Source organism: Fretibacter rubidus (assembly GCF_041429785.1).
GTDB lineage: Bacteria > Pseudomonadota > Alphaproteobacteria > Caulobacterales > Maricaulaceae > Fretibacter > Fretibacter rubidus.
This window is the reverse complement of record NZ_CP163423.1, coordinates 1355464-1377896: the sequence shown is the minus strand read 5'-3', so window position 1 is coordinate 1377896 and position 22433 is coordinate 1355464. Positions and strand designations below refer to the sequence as shown.

The following is a 22433-nucleotide window of genomic DNA, read 5'->3' as shown; positions in this document are numbered from 1 at the left end:
CATACAAAAAAGCCGCCTCGCTTTCACAAGGCGGCTTTATAAATAATGTCTCGCAGAAACTAGAAACGATTTGAATTATCGTTATCGCGATCGGACTGCATAGCGCGCAATAGGTCTGCTTCGTTCATTTCTGTTGGCTGTGCTTCGCCGTGCTCAAGCGCGAGTAGAGGCGCTTGATCTTCTTCATCAGGCATATCGTCATCAAGGATAACGCGCTGTAGATTTGAAATTAAGCTCTCACGAAGGTCGCCCATATCAAGCGTCTCTTCGGCGAGCTCACGCAAAGCCACAACAGGTGTTTTGTCATTATCACGGTCAACGGTCAGCGCAGAGCCGGCAGAAATGTTGCGCGAGCGATGTGCCGCTAGCAAAACAAGATCAAAACGATTCTCAACTTTTTCAATACAATCTTCAACAGTAACGCGGGCCATAGATACTCCAATGCATAAAGCGCCCTCACAAGGAAGGCGCTGATTTGGGCTTCGTATAAGGGGATTGCATAAGCGATGCAAGTCCGAATGATGATGTTTTACAGACCCGTGCCCCATCCCTGCCCGCCTTTTGAACGACAGAAAATTCAATTTTTCTATATATTTTTGCTTGCATTCATCTGCGGCCACTGTATTAGCACGCTAATACAAAATGAAATAGGTCATGACTGATACATTAACAGCGTCGAACACAGTAGAACCCAATGTCCCCGCCCTGCGCAAAGACCTCGCGAGCGCCCTTGCGTCGTTAGATACGGCAAATGACATGGAGCGCTTTTTGATTGACTTGTGCACTCCCGCAGAGCTTCGCGCCCTGTCCGAGCGGTGGCATGTTGCGCGGTTGCTCGATAGTACAGATGCGTCCTACCGTGATATCAACGCACAGACAGGTGTCAGCACAACAACAATTGGCCGTGTCGCACGGTTTTTAAAAGACGAGCCCCATCAAGGCTATCGTATCGTGCTTGACCGCAACAAAACCGCTTAGTCCAAATTCCCTCATATTATAGAGATTCCTATGTCCTCTCCACGTCTTCGTATTGCCCTACAGAAAAAAGGTCGTCTGGCCGATGACAGCTATGCGCTACTTAAAAAATGCGGCCTCCGCTTTGCTATACGCGGAGGTGGCCTCCTCGCACGCGTGAAAAATATGCCCATTGATTTGCTACTTGTGCGTGACGACGACATCCCGTCCTTTGTCTCCACAGGTGCGGCGGATATCGGCATCGTCGGCGAAAATGTCCTCGTCGAAGAACAACTATCGGCCAAAACAGCCATCGATGCGGACATAATTATGCGGCTCGGGTTTTCGCGCTGCCGCCTGTGTCTGGCCGCCAGCAATAAAAGCGGTATCACGGCCGCAAGGGATCTGACTGATACAACCATCGCCACGACCTACCCTGGTGTTTTGGGGCGTTATCTAACGCAGAATAATATTCGCGCAAAAATGGTCGAAATGAAAGGTGCGGTTGAATTGGCCCCATCCATCGGTATTGCCGAAAGCATTTGCGATTTGGTGTCCTCGGGCGCGACATTAGAAGCAAACGGCTTGACAGCCTTTGAAACCATCCTCGATAGCGAGGCGGTGCTGATCAACTCATCACGCGAGATGTCTAATGAAAAACGCGCTGTATTTGAGAAGCTACAACGCCGCATTGACGGGGTCATTAAATCGTCAGAAACGAAATACATCATGATGAATGCACCAACCAATCAAGTTGAGGCTATCCGCGCCATACTGCCGGGGTCTGACGCACCCACCATCATCCCGCTGGCGGGTAATCCCGACCTTGTGTCTGTCCAAGCCGTCTGCACAGAAAACGTGTTTTGGGAAACGCTAGAAGACCTTAAAGCCCTCGGTGCGCGCGCTATCCTTGTGTTGCCAATTGAAAAGATGATGAGCTAGCCGTGGAACGTTTTATCTGGTCAGATTTGGACGCGGCAGCGAAACTAGCGGCCATTGCAAGACCGACAGGCATTTCTGATGCGAGCATAATTGAGGCTGTAACGTCCATAATGGCGGCGGTAAAAATGCGCGGCGATGAGGCCGTGCAGGATTACACCGCGCGCTTTGATGGTGTGACGTTGACTGATACGCGTGTCCCAGACACCGATTTAAAAGCCGCGTGGGACGCATTGGATAAAAACGATAAAGCCGCGCTGGAAACGGCCAAGGCCAACATCACCGCCTTTCACGCCGCGCAAATGCCCGACACTATTCGGGTAGAAACACAGCCAGGCGTGATGTGCCGCCGTGAACCGCGCGCGATAGAGGTCGCAGGGCTTTATGTCCCCGGCGGAACCGCACCGCTGGTCTCAACGACACTCATGCTGGCCTTGCCCGCAAAAGTCGCAGGCGTCACACGCCGCGTAATGGTCAGCCCACCCGGGAAAGACGGCAAGATTAACACCGCCGTCTTGGCGGCCGCCTATTTATGTGATGTGACAGATGTGTTTATGGTTGGCGGCGCGCAGGCCGTTGCGGCTATGGCTTACGGAACAGAAACCATTCCCAAATGTGATAAAATTTTTGGCCCTGGCAATGCCTATGTTGCAGCGGCAAAATCCCTCGCCGCACAAGAACCGGGCGGCCCCGCCATTGACCTACCCGCTGGCCCCAGCGAAGCTATGGTCTTGGCTGATAAAGATGCAAACCCCGCCTTTGTCGCATCAGACCTACTGTCTCAAGCTGAGCATGACACTTTGGCGCAAGTCGTCTGCGTTTGCACAGATACAGAGACGGCAGACGCGATTGAAGTCGAAGTTTTGCGTCAACTCGCCACCTTACCCCGCCGTGAAATTGCCGAGGCCGCGCTAAAGCTGGCCCGAATGATTGTCACAGATACACGCGAAGCGACCTTGGACGTCGTGAACGCCTATGCGCCTGAACATTTGATTATTCAAATGGATGACCCGGACGCAATGACACCCAACATCCGCCACGCAGGGTCTATATTCCTTGGCCCTTGGACACCAGAATCTGTTGGCGATTATGCGAGTGGCACAAACCACACACTCCCCACGTACGGGGCTGCGCGCGCCTATTCTGGTGTAACGCTCGATAGCTTTATTAAATACATCTCTGTGCAGGAATTAACGCAGCAGGGTTTGCAAAACCTTGGCCCTGCGGTAGAGCGTCTGGCGAGCCTAGAGGGGCTTGACGCACACCGCTTAGCCGTAAGCCTAAGATTGAAAGCAATGACCTCATGACAGATTGGCCTTTATCCATTACGCGCAAAGCCATTGCCAATTTTAATGCCTATTCCGCGCGCGGGGGAACAACTGACGCGCTACATTTAGACGCGAATGAGAGCCCCTATGCGCCGCCACCTGTCACGGACGCATCTGATTATAATCGCTATCCAGAGCAACAGCCGCCGGCCTTGCGCGCACGGCTTGCCGCGTTGTACGATGTCACGCCTGATATGGTCATGGTGGGTCGTGGGGCTGATGAAGGCATAGAAGTGCTGACCCGCGCCTTTTGCGAAGCCGGTGAAGACAGTGTCCTTATCTGTCCGCCAACTTTTGGTTATTACAAAACATGTGCCGACATCCAAGGCGCGGTCGTCGTCGAGGCGCCGCTCAATGATGATTACACATGGAACCGTGACCGCATTATGGACGCGGCAAATGCAGCTAAGAATCTGAAAGCCATATTCCTCTGCACCCCCAATAATCCGTCGGGCAATGTCATGGATGACGCGCTGATTACGGAGATATGTAAGGCCTTCCCAAAAACCCTCATCGTGATTGACGAGGCCTATCAAGAGTTCGCAGACGTGCCAAGCTACAGCGCGCGTATCGCAGATTTCCCAAATATTGTTGTGCTGCGGACATTGTCCAAAATCTATGCCCTTGCTGGCGTTCGCGCGGGTGTCGCCATTGCCGACCCGCGTGTAATCGACATCATGTTAAAGGTGCTGCCGCCCTACCCCATCCCCCGCCCCGTGGAGAAAGCCGTTATGGCGGCGCTGGCCCCTAGCGCAATGGCGGTGCATGGGCAGCGCCTGTCTGAGACCTTGTCAGAGCGAGACCGCGTGGGCAAAGCGTTATCCAATTCACCCTTTGTCAAAACGCTTTATCCGTCGCGCGCGAACTTCTTTTTAATGGAACTCTCGGATGCCCCAAAAGTCCTGACGGCTCTGTCCAAGGCCAATGTTAAAATTCGCCACTATCCCGCTATAAATCGCGTGCGCCTGTCTATTGGCTCGCCAGAGGAGAATACAATTGCGTTAAATGCTTTTGGTGTGGGCGACACGATGACCTGCAAAGAGCGTATTGGCGAGATGTTCCGCAAAACCAATGAGACCGACATTGCCGTGCGCGTAAATCTTGATGACCCCAAGACGGTGAAAATTGACACAGGCCTCGGGTTCTTTGACCACATGCTAGAGCAAATCGCCAAACACAGCGGCATGGGCTTAACACTAGCCTGTGAAGGAGATTTGGAAATTGACGCCCACCACACGGTCGAAGATGTTGCCCTTGCCTTTGGCACAGCGCTAAAAGAGGCGTTGGGTAACAAAGCGGGCATAGGGCGTTACGGCTTCGTTATGCCTATGGACGAAACCCAAGCCCGCGTGGCCATTGATTTATCGGGACGTCCAGCCTTTGTTTGGAAAGGCATTTTCCCCACAGATCACGTGGGCGATTTTCCAGCAGAAATGTGCCCGCATTTTTTCCAAAGCCTATCCCAAACACTTGGCGCGTCTATTCAGATAGACGTGGAAGGTGAGAATACGCACCATATGATAGAGGCCAGCTTTAAAGGTGTTGGTCGCGCGCTTCGCCCAGCCTTTGCGGTTGTCGGCGGTGATATTCCGTCTACCAAAGGCACGCTTTAATGAGCCTTGTCATTGTTGATACAGGCGTGGCGAACCTAGCCAGCGTCAGATTTGCCTTTGAACGGCTGGGTATTAACCCCATTGTATCGCGTGACCCGTCAGTCATTTTCACGTCTGAGCGGGTCATAATCCCGGGTGTTGGGGCCGCGCCCTTGGCCATGCAAAACATCAATGCACTCGGTCTCACCCCTGTTTTAAAGTCGCTGATCCAACCTGTTATGGGTATCTGCCTTGGTATGCAGCTAATTTTTGAGACCCTTGATGAAGGTGGGAAACAGACACAAGGCCTCGGTCTGGTCCCCGGCAAAGTCACGCGCCTTGATACGGGCGACCTGCCCAGCCCGCATATGGGGTGGAATACGCTCAAGCCCGTGAAAGATGACCCGTTGCTAGAGGGCATCACGGATAAGGACTATGCCTATTTCGTCCATAGCTTTGCCGCGCCATTGTCAAAAATAACACTCGCTTCCGCAGAATATGGACAAGACTTTTCCGCCGTTGTGCGCCATAAAAACGTTTGGGGCTGTCAATTTCACCCCGAACGTAGCGCCGATACAGGGGCCAAGATATTATCAAATTTCCTAAAGGTTTCAATATGATATACCCCGCAATTGACCTTATGGACGGTGGCTGCGTGCGCCTATTTAAGGGCGATTTTAATCAACGTACCAATTATGAAATTTCACCCTTGGAAGTCGCGCGGCGATGCGCTCAAGCGGGTGCTGAATGGATGCACATCGTCGATTTGGACGGGGCAAAACATGGCAAGACCGAACAAGCCGATCTGATTATTGAGATTGCTAAGGAAAGCGGATTAAAAGTGCAAACGGGCGGCGGTTTGCGCGAGTTGGCCCATATTGAGCGCTTGCTCAATGGTGGTGTACAGCGTGTCGTGATTGGCTCTCTTGCCGTGACCCATCCGCAAATGGTGAAATTCTGGATCAATGAATTGGGCCAAGACCGTATTGTTGTCGCGCTTGATGTCCATAAAGGTGAAGACGGCGACTATTATCCTGCGACGCGCGGTTGGACAGAAACAGGCGCAAAAACCCTAAATGCGGTACTAGATGACTACATGGGCAGCGGGCTCAAGACTGTGTTGATTACCGATATTGAGCGCGACGGCGTTCTAAAGGGGGCCAATGTTGATCTCTATAAGCAAATCACGGCGGATTACCCGACACTTCAACTCATCACCTCTGGCGGTGTTGGCACGCTCGCCCACGTTAAACGTCTCAAAAAACTCAAGCCACACGGCATTATCATTGGCAAAGCACTCTATGAGGACAAATTCACGCTTGAAGAGGCCTTGGCGTGCTAGCACGGCGCATCATCCCCTGCCTTGATGTGCGCGACGGTCGCGTGGTCAAAGGTGTGCAATTTCGCAACCACGAAGACGTCGGCGACATCATCGACCTTGCCCTGCGCTACGCAGATGAAGGGGCTGACGAGCTGGTTTTTTACGACATCACAGCATCTGTTGATGACCGCACCATTAGCCCTGATTGGGTCAGCGCCGTGTCGCGCGCTATTGATATTCCGTTCTGTGTCGCGGGCGGCATAAAATCGGTAGAGGCAGCGGGTGCGCGTCTATCCGCTGGCGCAGATAAAATATCTATTAATTCACCCGCATTGGCACGGCCTGACCTTATCAATGAGCTTTGTGATGCTTACGGCCAACAATGCATTGTCGTCGGCATTGACACCTTTGAGGAGGACGGCACCTACCGCGTTAAATCTCATACGGGTGACCCCGACAAGACCCGTGAAACAGGCCGCAGCACCATTGATTGGGTGATAGAGGCCACATCACGCGGCGCGGGCGAGATTGTCCTCAATTGTATGAACCAAGACGGGGTGCGCAAGGGCTATGACATTGCGCAACTCGCCGCTATTCGCAAGGTTTGTCCTGTGCCCCTCATCGCCTCTGGCGGGGCGGGCGCAACCGCGCATTTTGAAGATGTTTTTAAACGCGCGCAAGTCGACGGGGCCTTAGCAGCGTCTGTGTTTCACAAATCGGTCATTGCCATTCCCGACCTCAAACGCGACTTGAAATCCGCTGGCATAGAGATACGCATATGAAAATAGATTTTGAAAAAGGCGGCGGGTTAGTCCCAGCCATTGTCCAAGACGCGCGCACGGAGCAAGTCTTAATGCTGGGTTATATGAACGCAGAAAGCCTGCGGAAGACCTCAGACACAGGCTTGGTGACGTTTTATTCGCGGTCTCGCGATACGCTTTGGACGAAGGGCGAGGCGAGCGGCAACACCCTATCAGTCGAGAGCATCGCGGTGGATTGTGATAACGATACACTGCTTATCCGCGCCGTGCCCGCTGGCCCGACATGTCACCTTGGCACGACGTCCTGCTTTGGTGATAGCGGTCCTGAAGGTCTAGGGTTCCTCGCCTATCTTGAAGACCTCATCGAAGGCCGTAAAACGGCAGATCCCGATAGCAGCTACACCGCGTCCCTCCTCCAAGGCCCCTTGCGCCGCGCCGCGCAAAAGGTCGGCGAAGAAGGCGTGGAAACGGCGCTCGCCGCGGTGGCGGAAACCGATGACAAACTGACAAGCGAAGCCGCAGATTTAGTCTATCACTTAATGGTTCTACTGGCCGCGAAGAATGTAAAATTTGCCGACGTTGTCAGCGAACTGCAACGCCGGCATCAGTAGCAATGCCGTCGTAGCCGAAGCGATTTCCCTATTCCGCTGCAACTGATCAAATCAATTGCGGTCGCTAAAATACCTCAAACGTTTTCTTGCTCTCCATCGGCACCCATTTGCCGTCGATATAGTGAATACCGCATTCGGTTTTTTCACTGTTACGCCAGCGGCCTGCGCGGGGGTCTTCGCCCTCTGAGACGCGGGTGGTGCAGGGTTGGCAGCCGATGGATAGAAAGCCGAGCGCGAGCATCGGATGCGGCGGCAAATCGTGTTTACGCATATAGCGGGTGACGTCTTTCGCCTCCCAATAGGCCAGCGGATTTACTTTGGCTTGTCGCCCGCCAAGCTCTAGGATTGGCATGTCGTGACGGTCAGGCGTCTGGTAACGTTTGCGGCCCGTAATGCGCGCCTCAAAGCCGGAAATCACGCCGTCCAGCGGGCGCACTTTACGCAGGTTACAACACGCATCAGGATCAGCTGCGTGGAGCATACCCGTGGGGTCTTCATCGCCTAAAGCCTTTGGGTCAGGGCGGATATTCCGGAAATCCGTCAGACCCAAATCATCAATCAGCATATCGCGGTAACTCAACGTTTCGCGAAAATGTTTGCCTGTATCAAGAAAGATAATCGGCACGGACTTATCAATCTGCGCAACCATGTGCAAAAGCACGACCGAGTCGACGCCAAGGGACGAAGCCAAAACGAGCTTTCCGTCATAATCAGCCAGCGCCGTTTCAATCGCTTTTTCCGCGCTATACCCAAAATAAGGATCATTAGACGCCAGCGCCTTAACAGACGTATGGCGCGCATCAAAAACTGACGTCGCAGGGCCATTTTTAAGCGTATAGCCACGTTGATAAGCGGATTTAAACGCGTCCATTGCCTCAAACCAATGGCTTTCGGCTTGGCGGGCATAGGTTGCGCCGTCGACGCGCACAGCGTCAAAACCACATTGCAAGGCCATGGAATATTGATCGGGGATGAGCGGGCCGTCAGCAATTATCTGCCCTGTAAACCCGTGCGTTTTACGAAGTTGCCGCGCCACAGAAAACCCGCGCCCATCAGCAAAACTAGGGAAATCCACCAAAATTGTTTTCAGCTTCGGCAGCTGCGGGGCAAGCGCGCCTAAATCCACATCATTGAACAGGCTTACCGCCTCGCCCGCATTGGCGGCGATGAAGGTCGCAAGGTCTGGAATATCGACTAGGTGATCCGCGTTCTTCGCGTGACCGTCCTCTATCAAAACAGCATCAAGTGCCATAGAGCACCTCCTTGAACGGCGCCATACCGAGGCGGCGGTAACTGTCGATAAAGCGTTCGCCCTCCTCTCGCGTGCTCATGTAAAAATCAACAAGGCGGTCAATGCCGTCGAGTAATTCATCATGTGAAAACCCTGGCCCTGTCACGTCGCCAACGGCTGCTGTCTCAGAAGCATCACCGCCAAGCTTGACTTGGTAAAATTCAACACCAGCTTTCTCTAGGCCCAAAATACCGATGTGACCGACATGGTGGTGTCCACAGGCATTGATGCAGCCGCTGATTTTAATTTGCATTTCACCAATGGCCCGCTGCCGCGCGGGGTCAGAGAACCGCTCTGATATCGCTTGTGAAATCGGGATAGACCGCGCCGTGGCAAGAGCGCAGAAATCCATGCCTGGGCAGCAGATAATATCGCCTATAAGGCCGATATTCGCGTCCGCCATTTTATGCGCGGCCAATGCCTTGAACAACGCTGGCAAGTCGGATTTCTTTACATGCGGTAGCACAATATTTTGCTGATGCGTGGTGCGAAGTTCCGAGAATGAAAATTCATCCGCCAAATCACCCGCGGCCCGCATTTGATCAGAGGTGATGTCCCCCGGCGCGCGGTCAAGCGGCTTTAGGCTGATATTCACAATCGCGTAGCCAGGCGCTTTGTGAGTTGCGATATTGGTATCAACCCAATTGGCGAAACTCGCATCTGCTTTGTAGGCTGCGTCAAACTCAGCGTCTTCATCCGATAGCGCCTCAAACTCTGGCGGCGCGAAATAGGCGGCGATACGCGCTACTTCTGAATCCGATACAGCAATTTCAGCGGGGTCTAATGTTTCGTATTCGGCGTCGACTTGGGCTTTGAAATCTTCAATGCCTGTTTCCTGAACAAGGATCTTGATGCGCGCCTTGTATTTATTATCGCGGCGGCCATAGCGGTTATAAACGCGCATCACGGCTTCCAAATAGGGCAGCAACTCTACGCGTGGCAAAAACGCTCGTAATGTGACGCCGATAATTGGTGTTCGTCCTAATCCTCCGCCTACGAGGACGTGATAGCCGACTTCGCCTGCGTCATTACGCACAATCTCAATACCGATATCATGAGCGCGAATAACCGCACGATCAGATTTGGACGCCGTGACGGCAATTTTAAATTTACGCGGCAGAAAGGCAAATTCTGGATGAATGGTTGACCATTGACGCAGCAATTCTGCCGTTGGACGCGGATCTTCGACTTCCTCTGACGTAGCACCTGCATAAGGGTCTGATGTGACATTACGGATGCAATTTCCTGACGTCTGAAAGGCATGCATTTCAACATCGGCCAAGTCTTGGAGGATATCCGGCACATCGGTCAGCTCCGGCCAATTATACTGCATGTTCTGGCGCGTTGTGACGTGACCATAACCGCGGTCATATTTATCAGCAATCATTGCTAACTGTCTGATTTGTTTAGAATTTAGTGTTCCGTATGGAATAGCCACGCGCAGCATATAGGCGTGAAGCTGTAAGTATAATCCGTTTTGTAGACGCAGCGGTTTAAACTGGTCCTCAGTAATGGCCCCTTCTAGACGGCGCTGCACTTGGTCGCGAAATTGGGCGACACGACTCTGGACGATGTCGTGATCAAATTCATCATAACGATACATTAGCGCACTCCGTGCTTTTTGATATGGGCTGCCGTGTCATAGCTCGGCCCGCCAACACGAAACCGTTCGCGGTAACGCGCGGGTAATTTAGTCTCGGCATCGACATCGATAAAATAGACACCCGTTATCAGATTATCGCTGTCGTCTTTATCGCCTTGGGCCTGCATCTGATCAATCACGGTTTCGTCTTCTGACAAAAGCGCGTCTTTAAAATGTGGCGACCAGCCCATGTCAGGGGTTAGCCATACAACGAAGCCTTCACGAAGGTGATTAGCGGTTAGGGCCTGCGGTCCCTTGCCTTTGTGCTTGGCACTCATAGCGCTACTCCCATATTCGGTGCGATGACAGCGGCATCACGCGGCGCATAGCCTAGCAGCAGTATCGCGGGGCCTTTAATCCCGCGCGATTCTATGGCGTTCGGCAAATCGGATAGTGTTGTCGCGACTATGATTTGGTTGTCCCGGCTTGCATTTTCGACAATTGTGACAGCCATATCGCGGTCTGCACCGTGGATTAAAAGCCGCCCTTGGATAAAACGAGACGCCCCGACACCCATATAAACCGCAGCGCGGGCATGTGGTGCCGCGAGGCTTTTCCAATCTTGGTCGGCAAACCCCTTGGCATCATGGCCCGTTAGGAATGAGACCGACTTATTGCGGCCCCGTGTTGTAAGCGACGCCCCAATGGACGCCGCAGCCGCAGCCGCAGCCGTGATTCCCGGTATAATGGCGTAATCAATGCCGTGAGTAGACAAAGCGTCCAATTCTTCATCCGCGCGACCAAAAATCAGCGGGTCACCAGATTTTAGGCGCACAACAGCGTGACCCTCGCGCGCCTTTTGCACCAGTATAGTATTGATATCGTCTTGCGCAGTTGATGCGCCCCCCGGTGTTTTGCCGACATATATATATTCCGCTTCGCGACGACCAAAATCCAAAATATCTTGGCTAACCAGGCGGTCATAGACAATAACATCGGCGCTATGGAGAACACGACGCGCGCCCAACGTCAGTAAATCAGAACTGCCTGGCCCTGCCCCAACGAGCGTAACAGAGCCTTTTTTAACCGCAACTTCGCCTGCCAATTTCTCGGCAACTCGCGTGTCTAAAACGTCCTCTGATACCCGTAATTGAGCGCGCAAATCTCGGCCATCAAATATATCTGCCCAGAAGCGTTGACGGTCGGCAACGCTTTCAAATTTACGCTTAACATGCGCCCTTAATACGTTGATTTTATTGGCTAATGCACCAACTGTTGGCGGCAAGAGCTGTTCCATTTCAGATTTAAGCGCACGTGCCAAACTCGGGCTTGTGCCCTCTGTGCCGATTGAGACGATCACAGGACTACGGTCAACTAGGGCGGGCGTGATAAAGGCGCAAGCGTCTTTTTGATCCGCCGCATTGACAAGAAGACCACGGTCTGTCGCCAAAGCCGCAATCTTCGCATTGACGTCATCGTCTTCTGTTGCAGCATAGACAAGGATAACGTCGTCTAAGTCAGCCTCTTTAAATGACCGTTGCTCCCAAGTCATAAGGCCGTCTTCAACCCAACGCGCAACTTCGTCCCCTACTTCTGGCGATATTAAACGTATGACAGCGTCAGTTTTTGTCAGCGTCCGCAACTTGGCTTCTGCGGCAGGGCCGCCCCCCACAATCAGGATGGACTTTCCCTGTGTATCGACGTGGACTGGGAGATATCGCATGAGTGCTCCAAAAGCGGTTGGCCGACCTGTGGAATGAAAGGCTTGCTAATTTCGTGTGTTCTATATATAGAACGATTGACCGATATTCTAGTCTGTTATTGAAAAAACGCATAAAATAATTGTGACACGCAGCCTCTCAAACCTTTCAGGCCGCCTTTTAGGAGCATTTCATGGCCCGTCAAAAACGCGAAGCCTGCCCCCAAACAGAAGCCCTATCAGAAAAATTGGGTAAAACTATTCACCGTTTACGTATGGCCGATAAAATGTCACTGGGTGATCTGTCTGAAGTGTCAGGCGTTGCAAAATCCATGATTTCGCAGATAGAGAAAAATGAAACAAATCCTTCACTGGCAACGCTGTCCCGGCTTTCCCAGGCTTTGGGAACAAGTGTTGAGGCCTTTTTGGCCAATAGCGACGGTGAAGCGTTGATTGAACGTATCCGCCGCCAAGACACGCCGCTGCTGCGGAGCGAAGATGACCTTTGCGAGCTTCGGATAATCGGCTGGTCTGACAGTGTTCAATGGGTGCAGTGGTATGATTTTCGCGCAGAGCCTGGTGGAAAACTCGAAAGCTCCCCTCACCCTGCGGGATCTGTGGAAAATCTTAGCGTTTTAACGGGTGAAGTCCGGGTTCAAGTTGATGACCAAAGCTGGACCGCTAAAGCTGGTGAAACGCTGCGTTATCATGCAGACAGGGACCATAGCATCGAAAATATAGGTAACACCCCCGTGCACGCTACTATGGTCAACATCTTGGCCCACGCCGTGCGCCAAGCGTCCTAAACACCAGCATCACAGCAAAGCGGTCAAAACTCCCGCTATTTTCTGTTATATGTGCGTAAAGTAACCAATCTTTCATTGGCGCGGCGGACAATCTTGGTTAAGACAATTCGAGTCGTGCGTCCTTACTGCACGGCACTGCATAAATGATACAAACGGACCGCATATGTCAGCTTCAAAATCTTTGCCTCGTTATTCGCTCGCTCACAGACTTTGCCTGACAACGGCTGTTTTGGGTTTTGCTGTTGGTTCGAGTGTGTTTACAGCGGCACAAGTTACGGTGACAGACGGACGAACAACGACTATTCGCACATCAACCGCTGGAACAGACGGCGATCCCTCTGACGTAACAGTCACGTCTGATGGTTCCATTACTGTTACGGGCACAGACCCTGCGGCAGTGCTTGATTCTGATAATGTCCTAACAATTGACGGCGGCATTCTCATTGAAGACGTTGATAACTCCACGGCCGTTGAAATCGTTGGCGGTAACACGGGCTCATTCGTGCTCAACGGTATTGTATCCAATAGTGACACTACTGAGTTTACCGATACAGATGATGACAATGTGATTGACGGTCCCTTTGCCAATGGTTCGGGCCGCACAGGTATCCTTATTTCTGGCGCGAGCCCGTTTGTCGGCAACATTGAGATGACAAGCACGGCAGGCCTTGGCGTAGAGGGTGAAAATTCCTTTGGTATTCGATTGATGGACACCGCAGGTTTAACAGGTGACATGATACTGGACGGCTCTATCGAGATTGTCGGCGCCAACTCCGTTGGTGTGGGCATTGAAGGCCAAATCATCGGCAACCTTGCAAATGCCGCAAACATCTCTGCGCGCGGTGAAGGTGTTCAAGCCGTCAATATCTCTGGCGATATAGACGGAAGCTTTACAAACAATGCCAACATCCAAAACACAGGCTACCGATTTACCAATCGCCCAAATTTGCGCGGTCGTGAATTGCTCGGTGATGAGGATCGCCGCCAAGCGGGTAACGCCCTCTCCTTCAGCAGCAATATCACAGGCGGCATCGGCCTTCTACAAACAGAAGAAACCACCACAGCTGATGACGGAACAGAGACAACGACGATTACAGGTCGGTCGAACATAGGCCAATTCGGCGGCGCGGCAGCAATCCTTATTGACGGGCAAGGCACGCCAATCGCCATTGGACGCGTGTCAGCCATTACCGACCCTGATGCAGAGGGCTACGACGCTGACCGCCTTTATGCCTTTGTCAATGAAGGCGATATTATCTCGTCTGGCATTTATGATGATGTCGGGACAGCGGTTCTTGAAATTCGCGACGCTGTATTAGAAGGCGGCATTCGCAACTCTGGCACGATGAGCGCGACCAGCTATCGTTCTGGCGATGACGGCACGGCTGATGTTGACGGCTTTGACGGAACATCGCGCATTATCATCCTTGGTAACGGCGCCGTTGCCGACGAGATTAACAATAGCGGTATCATTCGCGCCCAGGTCCTTGAAGCAACAGATGAAATTTATGCTGATACAGCTAACCCCATTGCAGCACGGTTGGTGCAGGTCGTTGCGATTGATATTGAGGAAGGTGCATCACTTGAGACGCTCATCAACACAAATATTATCGCCGCCACAGCCACCGCCCGCGATGCTGTAACCTTTGCCATACGGGACGCGTCTGGCACGCTAAACACTATCACAAACTCTGGGCAGATTATCGCCACAGCGCTAAACTCGGACTCGGCTGGCACCGCAGATACAAGTTTTACAAATGTAGCGCTTGACCTCGCCGCCAATACCTCTGGCGTTACAATCACACAGATTGCCGCGATCGACTCTGATCCTGATGACGGTATTGACCCGCTAAATCCTAACATTATTGGCGACATTCGTCTCGGTAGTGGGGATGATGTCATAAACGTCAGCGCAGGCGGTGTTGCAGGCGACATTTCGTTTGGCGGCGGTAACGATAGTCTAACCTTGTCCGGCAATTCATTCTATACTGGCGGTATCACGAGTAATGGTAGCGAGCTGACACTGTCAGTAACGGACGGATCCATCCTAACCAATACCAACTCAGATAGTTTAGATGTAGCCGACGCCACCTTTGACGGAACATCCGCTTATCGCCCGACACTTGACGGCGCAACAGGTAACGCTGGCACGCTTAACGCGAGCGGCACCGTGACTTTCGCAGATGGGGCCTCTATTGCACCGCTCCTGACCAATATTATCGGCACGGATAACACAGTCTTTCGCGTGGCCGATGCGAACTCTCTCGTCATCGAAGGTGACATCGGTAGCTTGTCTGGCGTTGCTTCGCCGTTTTTGTATAACACGACTTATTCCATCGACCCCAACGACCCCAATGCGCTTCTGATTACACTTGATTTGCGTGACACAAATGAGCTGGGCCTTGATGGTGTTCAAACCGCTGCGTTTACATCAGCATTTGCGGCCCTAGGGGCTAACGCAGCGCTGGGCGATGCTTTTGTGAACATTTCTGATGGTGATGAGTTTAACCAAGCCTTTAATCAACTCCTGCCCGAATTTTCCGCAGCCGCCAGACAATTTGTTATTGCCAATGTGGACGGCGCAACTGGGGCTGTGGCCGCACATTTGGACAATGTCCGTCGCTCCCAGGACCGGCCAGGCGGCGCATGGATACAAGAATTTGCCTATTTCGCCGATCGTGATTTGGCTGGCCTATCCGAGCAATACCGCGGTAACGGCTTTGGCTTTACCGCAGGCCTTGATACAGCGTGGGGCCCATTCCATGCGGTCGGTATTAATGCTGGCTTTGCATCAACAGAGATTGAAAGTGTTGCAGACCAAGATGATCCGCTGGACGTCTTGACCATACAGCTTGGCACCTATGCCGCCTATCAATCAGGTAAATTGGGTATCGAAGCTTTAGCAGGCGTCGGCTTTAACGACTTTGAGAGCGAGCGGAATGTCCTCGTTGGTGATTTCATCGGCGCATCCGAAGGCGACTGGTCGGGCATCCACTATAACGGTACGCTGCGCGCAGGTTACGATATGGCGCTAACAGAGAAAATCTGGATGCGCCCAACTGTATCGCTTGATTATATCTCTCTCAATGAAAAGGCTTATACAGAAACAGGTGACCTCGGTGTTGCGCTTGATATTGATAGCCGCACGTCGGAAAGCGGCTCGGCCACGGCCATGCTTAATGTCGGCGCGAAATATATGGGCCGCCGCACGTGGATACGTCCCTCTGTGCGCGTCGGTTACAGAAATGAATTTATCGGTGACGGTACGTTCACGTCGGGCCGCTTTGCCGGCATGAACACGCCCTTTGCGATTGAATCTGAAGAGTTTCCGGGTAGCGGCTTCCTCCTTGGTTTCTCTTTTGCAGCGGGCAGCCAATATAGCTCCTTCTCGTTTGATATCGATAGCGACATCCGCGACGGTTTTGTAAGACACACGGGCCGTATCGTTTTGCGTCTATTGTTCTAGGCGGTAACGCGCTGATTTATCCGCGCTATAGAGGGTCAAACCCTTGCACGGCGGGCAAATCACTCCATAGTTATAGACTGATTCATTAAAACGCGCGGGGTCGCCCTGCCCGTCAAATTGCCTATTGGAGAGCCGCACATGGCATCTGCTGCGAAAAAAGATTTGTTTGACGCCGACGGGAAAAAGGCCGCCGCATCCGCTGCTTATTCTGCCAAAGACATTCAAGTCCTAGAAGGGTTAGAGCCCGTTCGTTTGCGCCCTGGCATGTATATTGGCGGGACAGATGCGCGTGCGCTGCACCACCTTTTTGCCGAAGTGATCGACAACTCAATGGACGAAGCCGTGGCGGGTCACGCCAGCCGTATCGAGGTTGAACTTGACGCCGACGGCTACCTATCGGTCACAGATAATGGACGCGGCATTCCGATTGATCCCCATCCGAAATACCCTGAAAAGTCAGCGCTTGAAGTCATTCTAACAGAGTTACACTCGGGCGGTAAGTTTTCCAACAAGGCTTACGAGACATCGGGTGGTTTGCACGGCGTTGGCGTATCCGTCGTCAATGCGTTGTCAGATGATTTAATCGTTGAAGTGGCGCGCAATAAACAATTGTATTCTATGTCTTTTTCACGCGGCAAACCGCTTGGAAAAATCCAAAAGCTAGGCGCTGTAAACAATCGCCGTGGCACCAAAGTACGCTTTCACCCTGACCCTGAAATCTTTGGCCCCAAAGCGGCGTTCAAGGCCGCACGCCTATTTCGTATGGCGCGCGCGAAAGCTTATCTTCAACCCGGTGTCGAAATCCGTTGGAAATGCGCGCCAGAGCTTGTCCAAGAGCTTGACGCTGTCCCTGACGAAGCTGTCTTTCACTTCCCTGGCGGCCTCGGTGATTTCCTAAAAGAGACCCTGGGATCAAAGCCGACTGTTACAACAGATGTATTTGCCGGACGCTCAAAGAAAGAAAGCGGCCATGGCCGTGTTGAATGGGCGCTCGGGTGGACGCCGGCTGGCTTTGGCGAGGCCGACGACTTCGTACGCAGCTATTGTAATACTGTGCCTACCCCAGGCGGCGGCACACATGAAGCAGGCCTACGCGCAGCCGTGACCAAAGGCCTTCGTGCCTATGCGGATATTGTGGGTATGGGCAAAAAGTTCAGCCACGTTACACCCGATGACGTTATGTTTGGGGCAGGCGCGCTCGTGTCCGTCTTTATCTCGGATCCGGACTTTGTCGGCCAAACCAAAGACAGGCTGTCGTCATCAGAGGCAACAAAGCTGGTCGAGAGCGCTGTCCGCGACCCGTTTGATCACTGGCTTGCCAGTTCCCCCAAAGACGCAACAAAGCTGCTTGAATGGGCGATAGAACGCGCAGATGAGCGGGTGAAACGCCGCAAAGCACGCGATGTTAAGCGCAAAACAGCGACCAAGAAACTGCGCCTGCCTGGCAAGCTCGCCGATTGTTCGCGTAAAGGGTCCGAAGGCACAGAATTATTTATCGTCGAGGGCGACAGTGCGGGCGGTTCTGCCAAGCAAGCACGCAACCGCGAGACGCAGGCTATCTTGCCGCTGAAAGGTAAAATCCTAAATGTCGAAAGCGCGACAATGGATAAAATTCAGCGCAACGCAGAAATATCAGACCTTTGTACAGCGCTAGGTGTAGGTCTTGGTAAGAAGTTTGAAATTGATGATTTGCGTTATGAACGCGTTGTTATCATGACCGATGCCGATGTTGACGGCGCGCATATTGCGGCCCTTCTCATCACCTTTTTCTACCGCTACACGCCAGGCCTTATTGACCAAGGCCGTCTTTATATGGCGATGCCGCCACTGTATAAGCTCACCCAAGGCAGCAAGATCGCTTACGCCATTGATGATGAGCATAAAGATCAACTGCTTGAGACTGCCTTTAACGGCCGCGGTAAAGTTGACATTGGCCGTTTTAAGGGCCTGGGCGAAATGATGGCTAGCCAACTTAAAGACACCACAATGAATCCCAAAACCCGTAAAATGATCCGCATCACGATTGATGATGATAATTTACCGTCAACGGAGGCTATGGTCGAGACACTGATGGGGAAGCGTGCGGATTTGCGTTATCAGTTCATCCAAGATCACGCGCAATTTGTCGCCGATATCGATGTTTGATGGTGGAGAATAGACGCAACTGATGAAACCACTGTTATAGCCGATACTGTCTCGGCTACGGTGAAAAAATTAGAGGCGGCCCTTTCATAGAACAGCAAAGGCGAGAGCTTTCGCCCTCGCCTTCAAACCCCAAACGGTATCTCTGTCTAGCTAGCTTTGCGTTCCTTACGCAGCGCGTCAAGGCGGTCAGATACAGTTGCTTTCTTTTGCATCGTATCAAGTTCACCCATCAGTTTGAAATTTTCAACATCAACAGGGGCCATAACGCCAGTACCGCCAGCACCCAGTTGGGCGCGTTTGAAGGCAGCCTCTGCGCGTTCAATACGCTGCTCTGATTTGCGCGTTGAGCTTTCGCCAGTGACGGCATCAAGGCCAACATCGGCGCGAGCGGCTTCAAAGGCTTTCAGTTCCTCTTTCATCGTCGCCGAACGAAGCTCTAGCGAGGCAATGCCCTCTTCTAATGTGCGCTCTTCCTCAGCCGCAGCGCGTTCCATTTTAGTCAGCCGCGTGATTTGGGCTTCAAAGTCCACTTGGCGTGACAGAGCGGCTTCCGCCAAATCTTCACGGTCTTGGCTTAGGGCAAAACGCGCTTTCTCAGTCAATTGATCGAGGCGTTCTTGAAACATCTTTTGCTGACGCACCGCTTGCAAACGACGCACAGTGACCTCGTCACGCTTGGCCTGTACCTCATCAATGGCGCGGTCTACATCACGGATAGCTTCGCGCATAACGGTTGTACCGCCCGCACGCTCCATTGCGTCCACACTGTCTTCGACTTTGCCAGATACAAGTCGTGAAATACGGTCAAAAATTGATTCAGCCATGATATAAATCCCTTATCGTCGTCCGACACTGCGCCGCACATCCCTTGCAACCTCTATAGACATGACCCGCTAAGATTGACTTAGCGAGCATGGTTAATCGTGAGTAAGCCCTTGGTTAAGACAACGTTGAACATGTTTCTTTGCCACAAATTAGCGGATGCAGCTTATGGTCGAACGAAATTGGGAGAGCATGATGATCGAACTTTTAATCGCAGCAGGCGTCGGCGCGGCGGGCTACAGCGCCTTTAATGGTATGTCTACTTACAACCGCCTCATGGCGCTGGACGAGCGCTGCACAACAGCTTTCGCTGATATTGATGTTCTGATGAAGCATCGCCATTCCATGATTCCCGGCATCGTCGAGATGGTCAAAGGCTACTGCGCCCATGAAGTCGGGATTATAAATTCGGTCTTACAAGCGCGGGCCGAAGCCCTGCGCGCAATACCGCAGACAGAAACCCATATGAACGCCGAGACACAGCTGGGGCAATCACTAACTAATTTGTTTCAAGTCGCGGAAAAATACCCCGACAGCCGCGCATCACAACATTTCACAGAACTTCGCAATGCCCATATGGATGTAGAAAACCGTATCACAGCCGCGCGACGCTTTTATAACATCACTGTTGACGAGCATAATGCCACGCTACGTCAGTTTCCTGGCAACATCATTGCCGCAAAGATGCGTCTTCACCGCCGCGCACAATTTACATTAGGCGTTGAACGTATTTTGATGGATGAAGCGGTTCCGATGAATTTCGCTGGTGCGTAAAACATAATGCTTCGCGTTAACGGGTTTTATGGTCATGTTCAGCAAAACCATGGCCGGTCGATAGTTTTATTCTCTGGTTTTGCTATCGCCTGTCAAATTGCGATAGGCGTCTTGATGACTGTGCCCATCATGCTGGGCGGCGAAACCAATTTCATCTTTGTCGCGCCCATTCGGTACCTTAAAGCGTGGGGTTTACAGGCCTTTGTGGTTAGCGCCATGTTATTCGCCATGCGTTATCATTTGCATACTAGCCTGATGAAATCATCTGTTGGCTTTGAAGATGTCAGCCAAAACACCCATCCCCGTTTAGTGTCTATTGTAACCAATCACGCAATAGCGGCCGGCGTGCCCATCCCCGCAGTCGGGGTTATTCCGCATGAGGCCTTGAACGCGTTTGCCTGTGGTTTGTCAAAATCACATGCGACCGTCGTCGTGACCCAAGGCCTATTAAATGCGCTTGACGATGACGAGCTTTCTGCCGTTATCGCGCATGAAATCGCCCATATTATGAATGGTGACATGCAGATGATGGCGGTTGCCAATGCATCTATGGGCACTGTGGATATGCTCAATAATATTAATCCGTTTAAGTTCCGCGGGGGTAAATCAGCCTTCTTACTGATTTTGTTCTTACCGCTTTTGTTTATGCTATTGATGTTTAATTTTGCGATGAATGTGGCGGGCACAATCACAAAGGTTTCGCGACTTTTGATCGCGTCATCCCGAGAATTTATCGCGGATGCGGAAGCTGTGCGCCTTACGCATAACCCGGGGGCGTTGATTTCTGCCCTTCATAAAATAAATGGGCGTAGCACGATTGAGGGCCTAGACCCAATGGCCGATGCCATGATGATTGACGGCGCTGTAGAGGGCAGTTTTGCTACGCATCCGCCAATAAGTGAACGCATTGCTGTACTGACCCAATTATCAGGCAGCATGGTCCATGGCCAAGCGCCGCGCAATGACAGCCGCAGCCGCAGTCAGATTGTCGCTTACAACACACAAACATTCGGCACTGCGAAGCCCGCATTTGGTCGCGCGCAGCATATGGCCGCCCAAGCCGCCGTCACGCCGCCCAAACCCTTTTACCGCCGGAACTTGATTGACCGCGTTAATGCCGACAGCAAGACCAATGCCTTTGGTATCAGCCCCAAAGTCGGACGCATGTTACTGATAGGGTTTTTATTGTTTGTGGGACTTCAGCTTTTAACAGTTATGCGTATGACCAGTATTGTCAGTCAGCTAGATCTCGCGCCGAGCCCTGCGCTCAGTGGTCAGATACAATCAAATAAAGCGAAGCCCCCGTCTATCAAAGTCGATGAACGCGATAATAGCGGGCGCGTGATAGCGATTACGTCTCTGCCTTCTCAATCAACAAAAACAGTCAAAAAGGGCCCCGTTCCGAAACTACGCGGACGAAAGACGGATACGAAGCCCTAAACCGTTAATGGTCGTGCCCTGGGTTTGTCCGCGCCAGTTTTCGGATCAACCCCGGCCAAACCAAATTATCGCCCAGACCCGGAACGAAAGCTGCCGCGCCCTGTTGATAAACACGCGCACCCATGGCTTCTGGCTCTTCTATTAATTGATCTTCTGACCCAACGCTTTGCGCGAATATCTGCGCTTTACAGGCATTTTCTAAAAAATACATGCGAAGAAAGGCTGTGCCGCAGCTTGGCCCGCATGTCAGCGTTCCGTGATTGCGCAACATCATCAACGATTTAGAGCCAAGATTAGCCACGAGGCGTTCACGCTCGTCAAGCTCTAGCGCGATACCTTCATAGTCGTGATAGGCCAAATCATCATGCACTTGCATGGACATTTGTGTGTAACGCCGCAGACCTTTTTTCTGCGCCGATACCGCCATACCGTAAGGCGTGTGGACATGAATAACGCATTTAGCATCAGGACGTGCGCCGTGAACCGCACTGTGAATCGTAAAGCCCGCTGGATTGACAAAATACGGCGTGTCTTGGCAAATTTTACCGTCCATATCGATTTTAACTAAAGCTGACGCGGTCATTTCGTCAAACATGACTCCATATGGGTTTATTAAAAAGCGGGGCTCCATTTCGCCCTTCTCATTGGGCTCATCAGGTAGTTTGTAGGAGATGTGCGTAAAGACCAAGTCCGTCCACCCGTAAAGCCCGCACAAGCGGTAGGTTGCGGCCAATTCTACACGCGCCGCCCATTCTGCGTCTGAAACTTTACCATGCGCGCGTTCAATCGTCGTCGGGTCTGGGATATTAAAGCCTGCATCTGCAGTCATAGCACTTGTTTCAGTCTGCGCGTTCATGGGATCCTCCTCTGTTTGCGCTAATATGCAAGAAATTGCATAAGGT

Annotated in this window: 20 protein-coding genes; 13 read left to right on the top strand and 7 right to left on the bottom strand. The window is 52.2% G+C overall.

Annotated elements, in window-relative coordinates; translation table 11 throughout:
* Positions 1–59: 59 nt before the first annotated feature.
* Positions 60–431 (bottom strand): DNA-directed RNA polymerase subunit omega, encoded by a 372-nt coding sequence (rpoZ, locus tag AB6B37_RS06550; RefSeq protein WP_371398088.1) that lies wholly within the window; start codon positions 429–431, stop codon positions 60–62.
* 223 nt (positions 432–654) lie between these two features.
* On the opposite strand from rpoZ, the gene AB6B37_RS06545 reads away from it, so the two are divergent.
* Genes AB6B37_RS06545 through hisIE form a run of 8 tightly spaced genes read left to right on the top strand, consistent with a single transcriptional unit; the run spans position 655 to position 7506 of the window.
* Positions 655–978, top strand: coding sequence for a YerC/YecD family TrpR-related protein (locus AB6B37_RS06545; RefSeq protein ID WP_371398087.1), 324 nt, complete (start codon positions 655–657; stop codon positions 976–978).
* A 30-nt stretch (positions 979–1008) separates the two neighbouring features.
* The gene (gene hisG, locus AB6B37_RS06540; RefSeq protein WP_371398086.1) at positions 1009–1896 is read left to right on the top strand and encodes an ATP phosphoribosyltransferase; all 888 of its coding nucleotides are present in this window, start codon (positions 1009–1011) and stop codon (positions 1894–1896) included.
* Positions 1897–1898: 2 nt separating this feature from the next.
* On the top strand, positions 1899–3200 hold the full coding sequence (gene hisD / locus AB6B37_RS06535) for a histidinol dehydrogenase (protein WP_371398085.1): 1302 nt from the start codon (positions 1899–1901) through the stop codon (positions 3198–3200).
* Complete coding sequence (gene hisC / locus AB6B37_RS06530; RefSeq protein WP_371398084.1) at positions 3197–4834, top strand: histidinol-phosphate transaminase; 1638 nt, start codon at positions 3197–3199, stop codon at positions 4832–4834. The genes hisD and hisC overlap by 4 nt, the downstream gene beginning before the upstream one ends.
* Positions 4834–5433 (top strand): imidazole glycerol phosphate synthase subunit HisH, encoded by a 600-nt coding sequence (gene hisH / locus AB6B37_RS06525; protein ID WP_371398083.1) that lies wholly within the window; start codon positions 4834–4836, stop codon positions 5431–5433. Before hisC ends, hisH begins: the two co-directional genes overlap by 1 nt.
* Entirely contained in the window at positions 5430–6155 is a 726-nt protein-coding gene (gene hisA / locus AB6B37_RS06520; protein WP_371398082.1) for a 1-(5-phosphoribosyl)-5-[(5-phosphoribosylamino)methylideneamino]imidazole-4-carboxamide isomerase, read from the top strand. Before hisH ends, hisA begins: the two co-directional genes overlap by 4 nt.
* On the top strand, positions 6149–6916 hold the full coding sequence (hisF, locus tag AB6B37_RS06515) for an imidazole glycerol phosphate synthase subunit HisF (RefSeq protein WP_371398081.1): 768 nt from the start codon (positions 6149–6151) through the stop codon (positions 6914–6916). Before hisA ends, hisF begins: the two co-directional genes overlap by 7 nt.
* Positions 6913–7506, top strand: coding sequence for a bifunctional phosphoribosyl-AMP cyclohydrolase/phosphoribosyl-ATP diphosphatase HisIE (hisIE, locus tag AB6B37_RS06510; RefSeq protein ID WP_371398080.1), 594 nt, complete (start codon positions 6913–6915; stop codon positions 7504–7506). Before hisF ends, hisIE begins: the two co-directional genes overlap by 4 nt.
* Before the next feature lie 64 nt (positions 7507–7570).
* On the opposite strand, the gene AB6B37_RS06505 is transcribed toward hisIE, so the two are convergent.
* The 4 genes from AB6B37_RS06505 to cysG are packed head-to-tail and all read right to left on the bottom strand — an operon-like array spanning position 7571 to position 12102.
* On the bottom strand, positions 7571–8758 hold the full coding sequence (locus AB6B37_RS06505; protein ID WP_371398079.1) for a phosphoadenylyl-sulfate reductase: 1188 nt from the start codon (positions 8756–8758) through the stop codon (positions 7571–7573).
* A complete protein-coding gene (locus tag AB6B37_RS06500) occupies positions 8748–10400 on the bottom strand; it encodes a nitrite/sulfite reductase (RefSeq protein WP_371398078.1) in 1653 nt (550 codons plus the stop codon). Before AB6B37_RS06500 ends, AB6B37_RS06505 begins: the two co-directional genes overlap by 11 nt.
* Positions 10400–10717, bottom strand: a complete 318-nt coding sequence (locus AB6B37_RS06495; RefSeq protein WP_371398077.1) for a DUF2849 domain-containing protein — start codon at positions 10715–10717, stop codon at positions 10400–10402. The genes AB6B37_RS06500 and AB6B37_RS06495 overlap by 1 nt, the downstream gene beginning before the upstream one ends.
* A complete protein-coding gene (cysG, locus tag AB6B37_RS06490; RefSeq protein ID WP_371398076.1) occupies positions 10714–12102 on the bottom strand; it encodes a siroheme synthase CysG in 1389 nt (462 codons plus the stop codon). The genes AB6B37_RS06495 and cysG overlap by 4 nt, the downstream gene beginning before the upstream one ends.
* Positions 12103–12272: 170 nt before the next feature.
* On the opposite strand from cysG, the gene AB6B37_RS06485 reads away from it, so the two are divergent.
* From AB6B37_RS06485 to parE, 3 genes are all read left to right on the top strand, one after another.
* Positions 12273–12884 carry a helix-turn-helix domain-containing protein gene (locus AB6B37_RS06485; protein ID WP_371398075.1) on the top strand — a complete coding sequence of 204 codons (612 nt, stop codon included), beginning with the start codon at positions 12273–12275 and terminating at the stop codon, positions 12882–12884.
* A 163-nt stretch (positions 12885–13047) separates the two neighbouring features.
* Entirely contained in the window at positions 13048–16350 is a 3303-nt protein-coding gene (locus AB6B37_RS06480; protein ID WP_371398074.1) for an autotransporter domain-containing protein, read from the top strand.
* Positions 16351–16488: 138 nt separating this feature from the next.
* The gene (gene parE / locus AB6B37_RS06475; RefSeq protein ID WP_371398073.1) at positions 16489–18495 is read left to right on the top strand and encodes a DNA topoisomerase IV subunit B; all 2007 of its coding nucleotides are present in this window, start codon (positions 16489–16491) and stop codon (positions 18493–18495) included.
* Between the two features lie 146 nt (positions 18496–18641).
* On the opposite strand, the gene AB6B37_RS06470 is transcribed toward parE, so the two are convergent.
* The gene (locus AB6B37_RS06470; RefSeq protein ID WP_371398072.1) at positions 18642–19319 is read right to left on the bottom strand and encodes a PspA/IM30 family protein; all 678 of its coding nucleotides are present in this window, start codon (positions 19317–19319) and stop codon (positions 18642–18644) included.
* 190 nt (positions 19320–19509) lie between these two features.
* On the opposite strand from AB6B37_RS06470, the gene AB6B37_RS06465 reads away from it, so the two are divergent.
* Together AB6B37_RS06465 and AB6B37_RS06460 are read left to right on the top strand one after the other, a co-directional pair.
* The gene (locus AB6B37_RS06465; RefSeq protein WP_371398071.1) at positions 19510–20091 is read left to right on the top strand and encodes a LemA family protein; all 582 of its coding nucleotides are present in this window, start codon (positions 19510–19512) and stop codon (positions 20089–20091) included.
* 6 nt (positions 20092–20097) lie between these two features.
* Complete coding sequence (locus tag AB6B37_RS06460; RefSeq protein ID WP_371398070.1) at positions 20098–21531, top strand: M48 family metalloprotease; 1434 nt, start codon at positions 20098–20100, stop codon at positions 21529–21531.
* Between the two features lie 4 nt (positions 21532–21535).
* Here AB6B37_RS06460 and AB6B37_RS06455 read toward each other — a convergent pair whose 3' ends face one another.
* Complete coding sequence (locus AB6B37_RS06455; protein ID WP_371398069.1) at positions 21536–22387, bottom strand: class II aldolase/adducin family protein; 852 nt, start codon at positions 22385–22387, stop codon at positions 21536–21538.
* Positions 22388–22433: the final 46 nt, after the last annotated feature.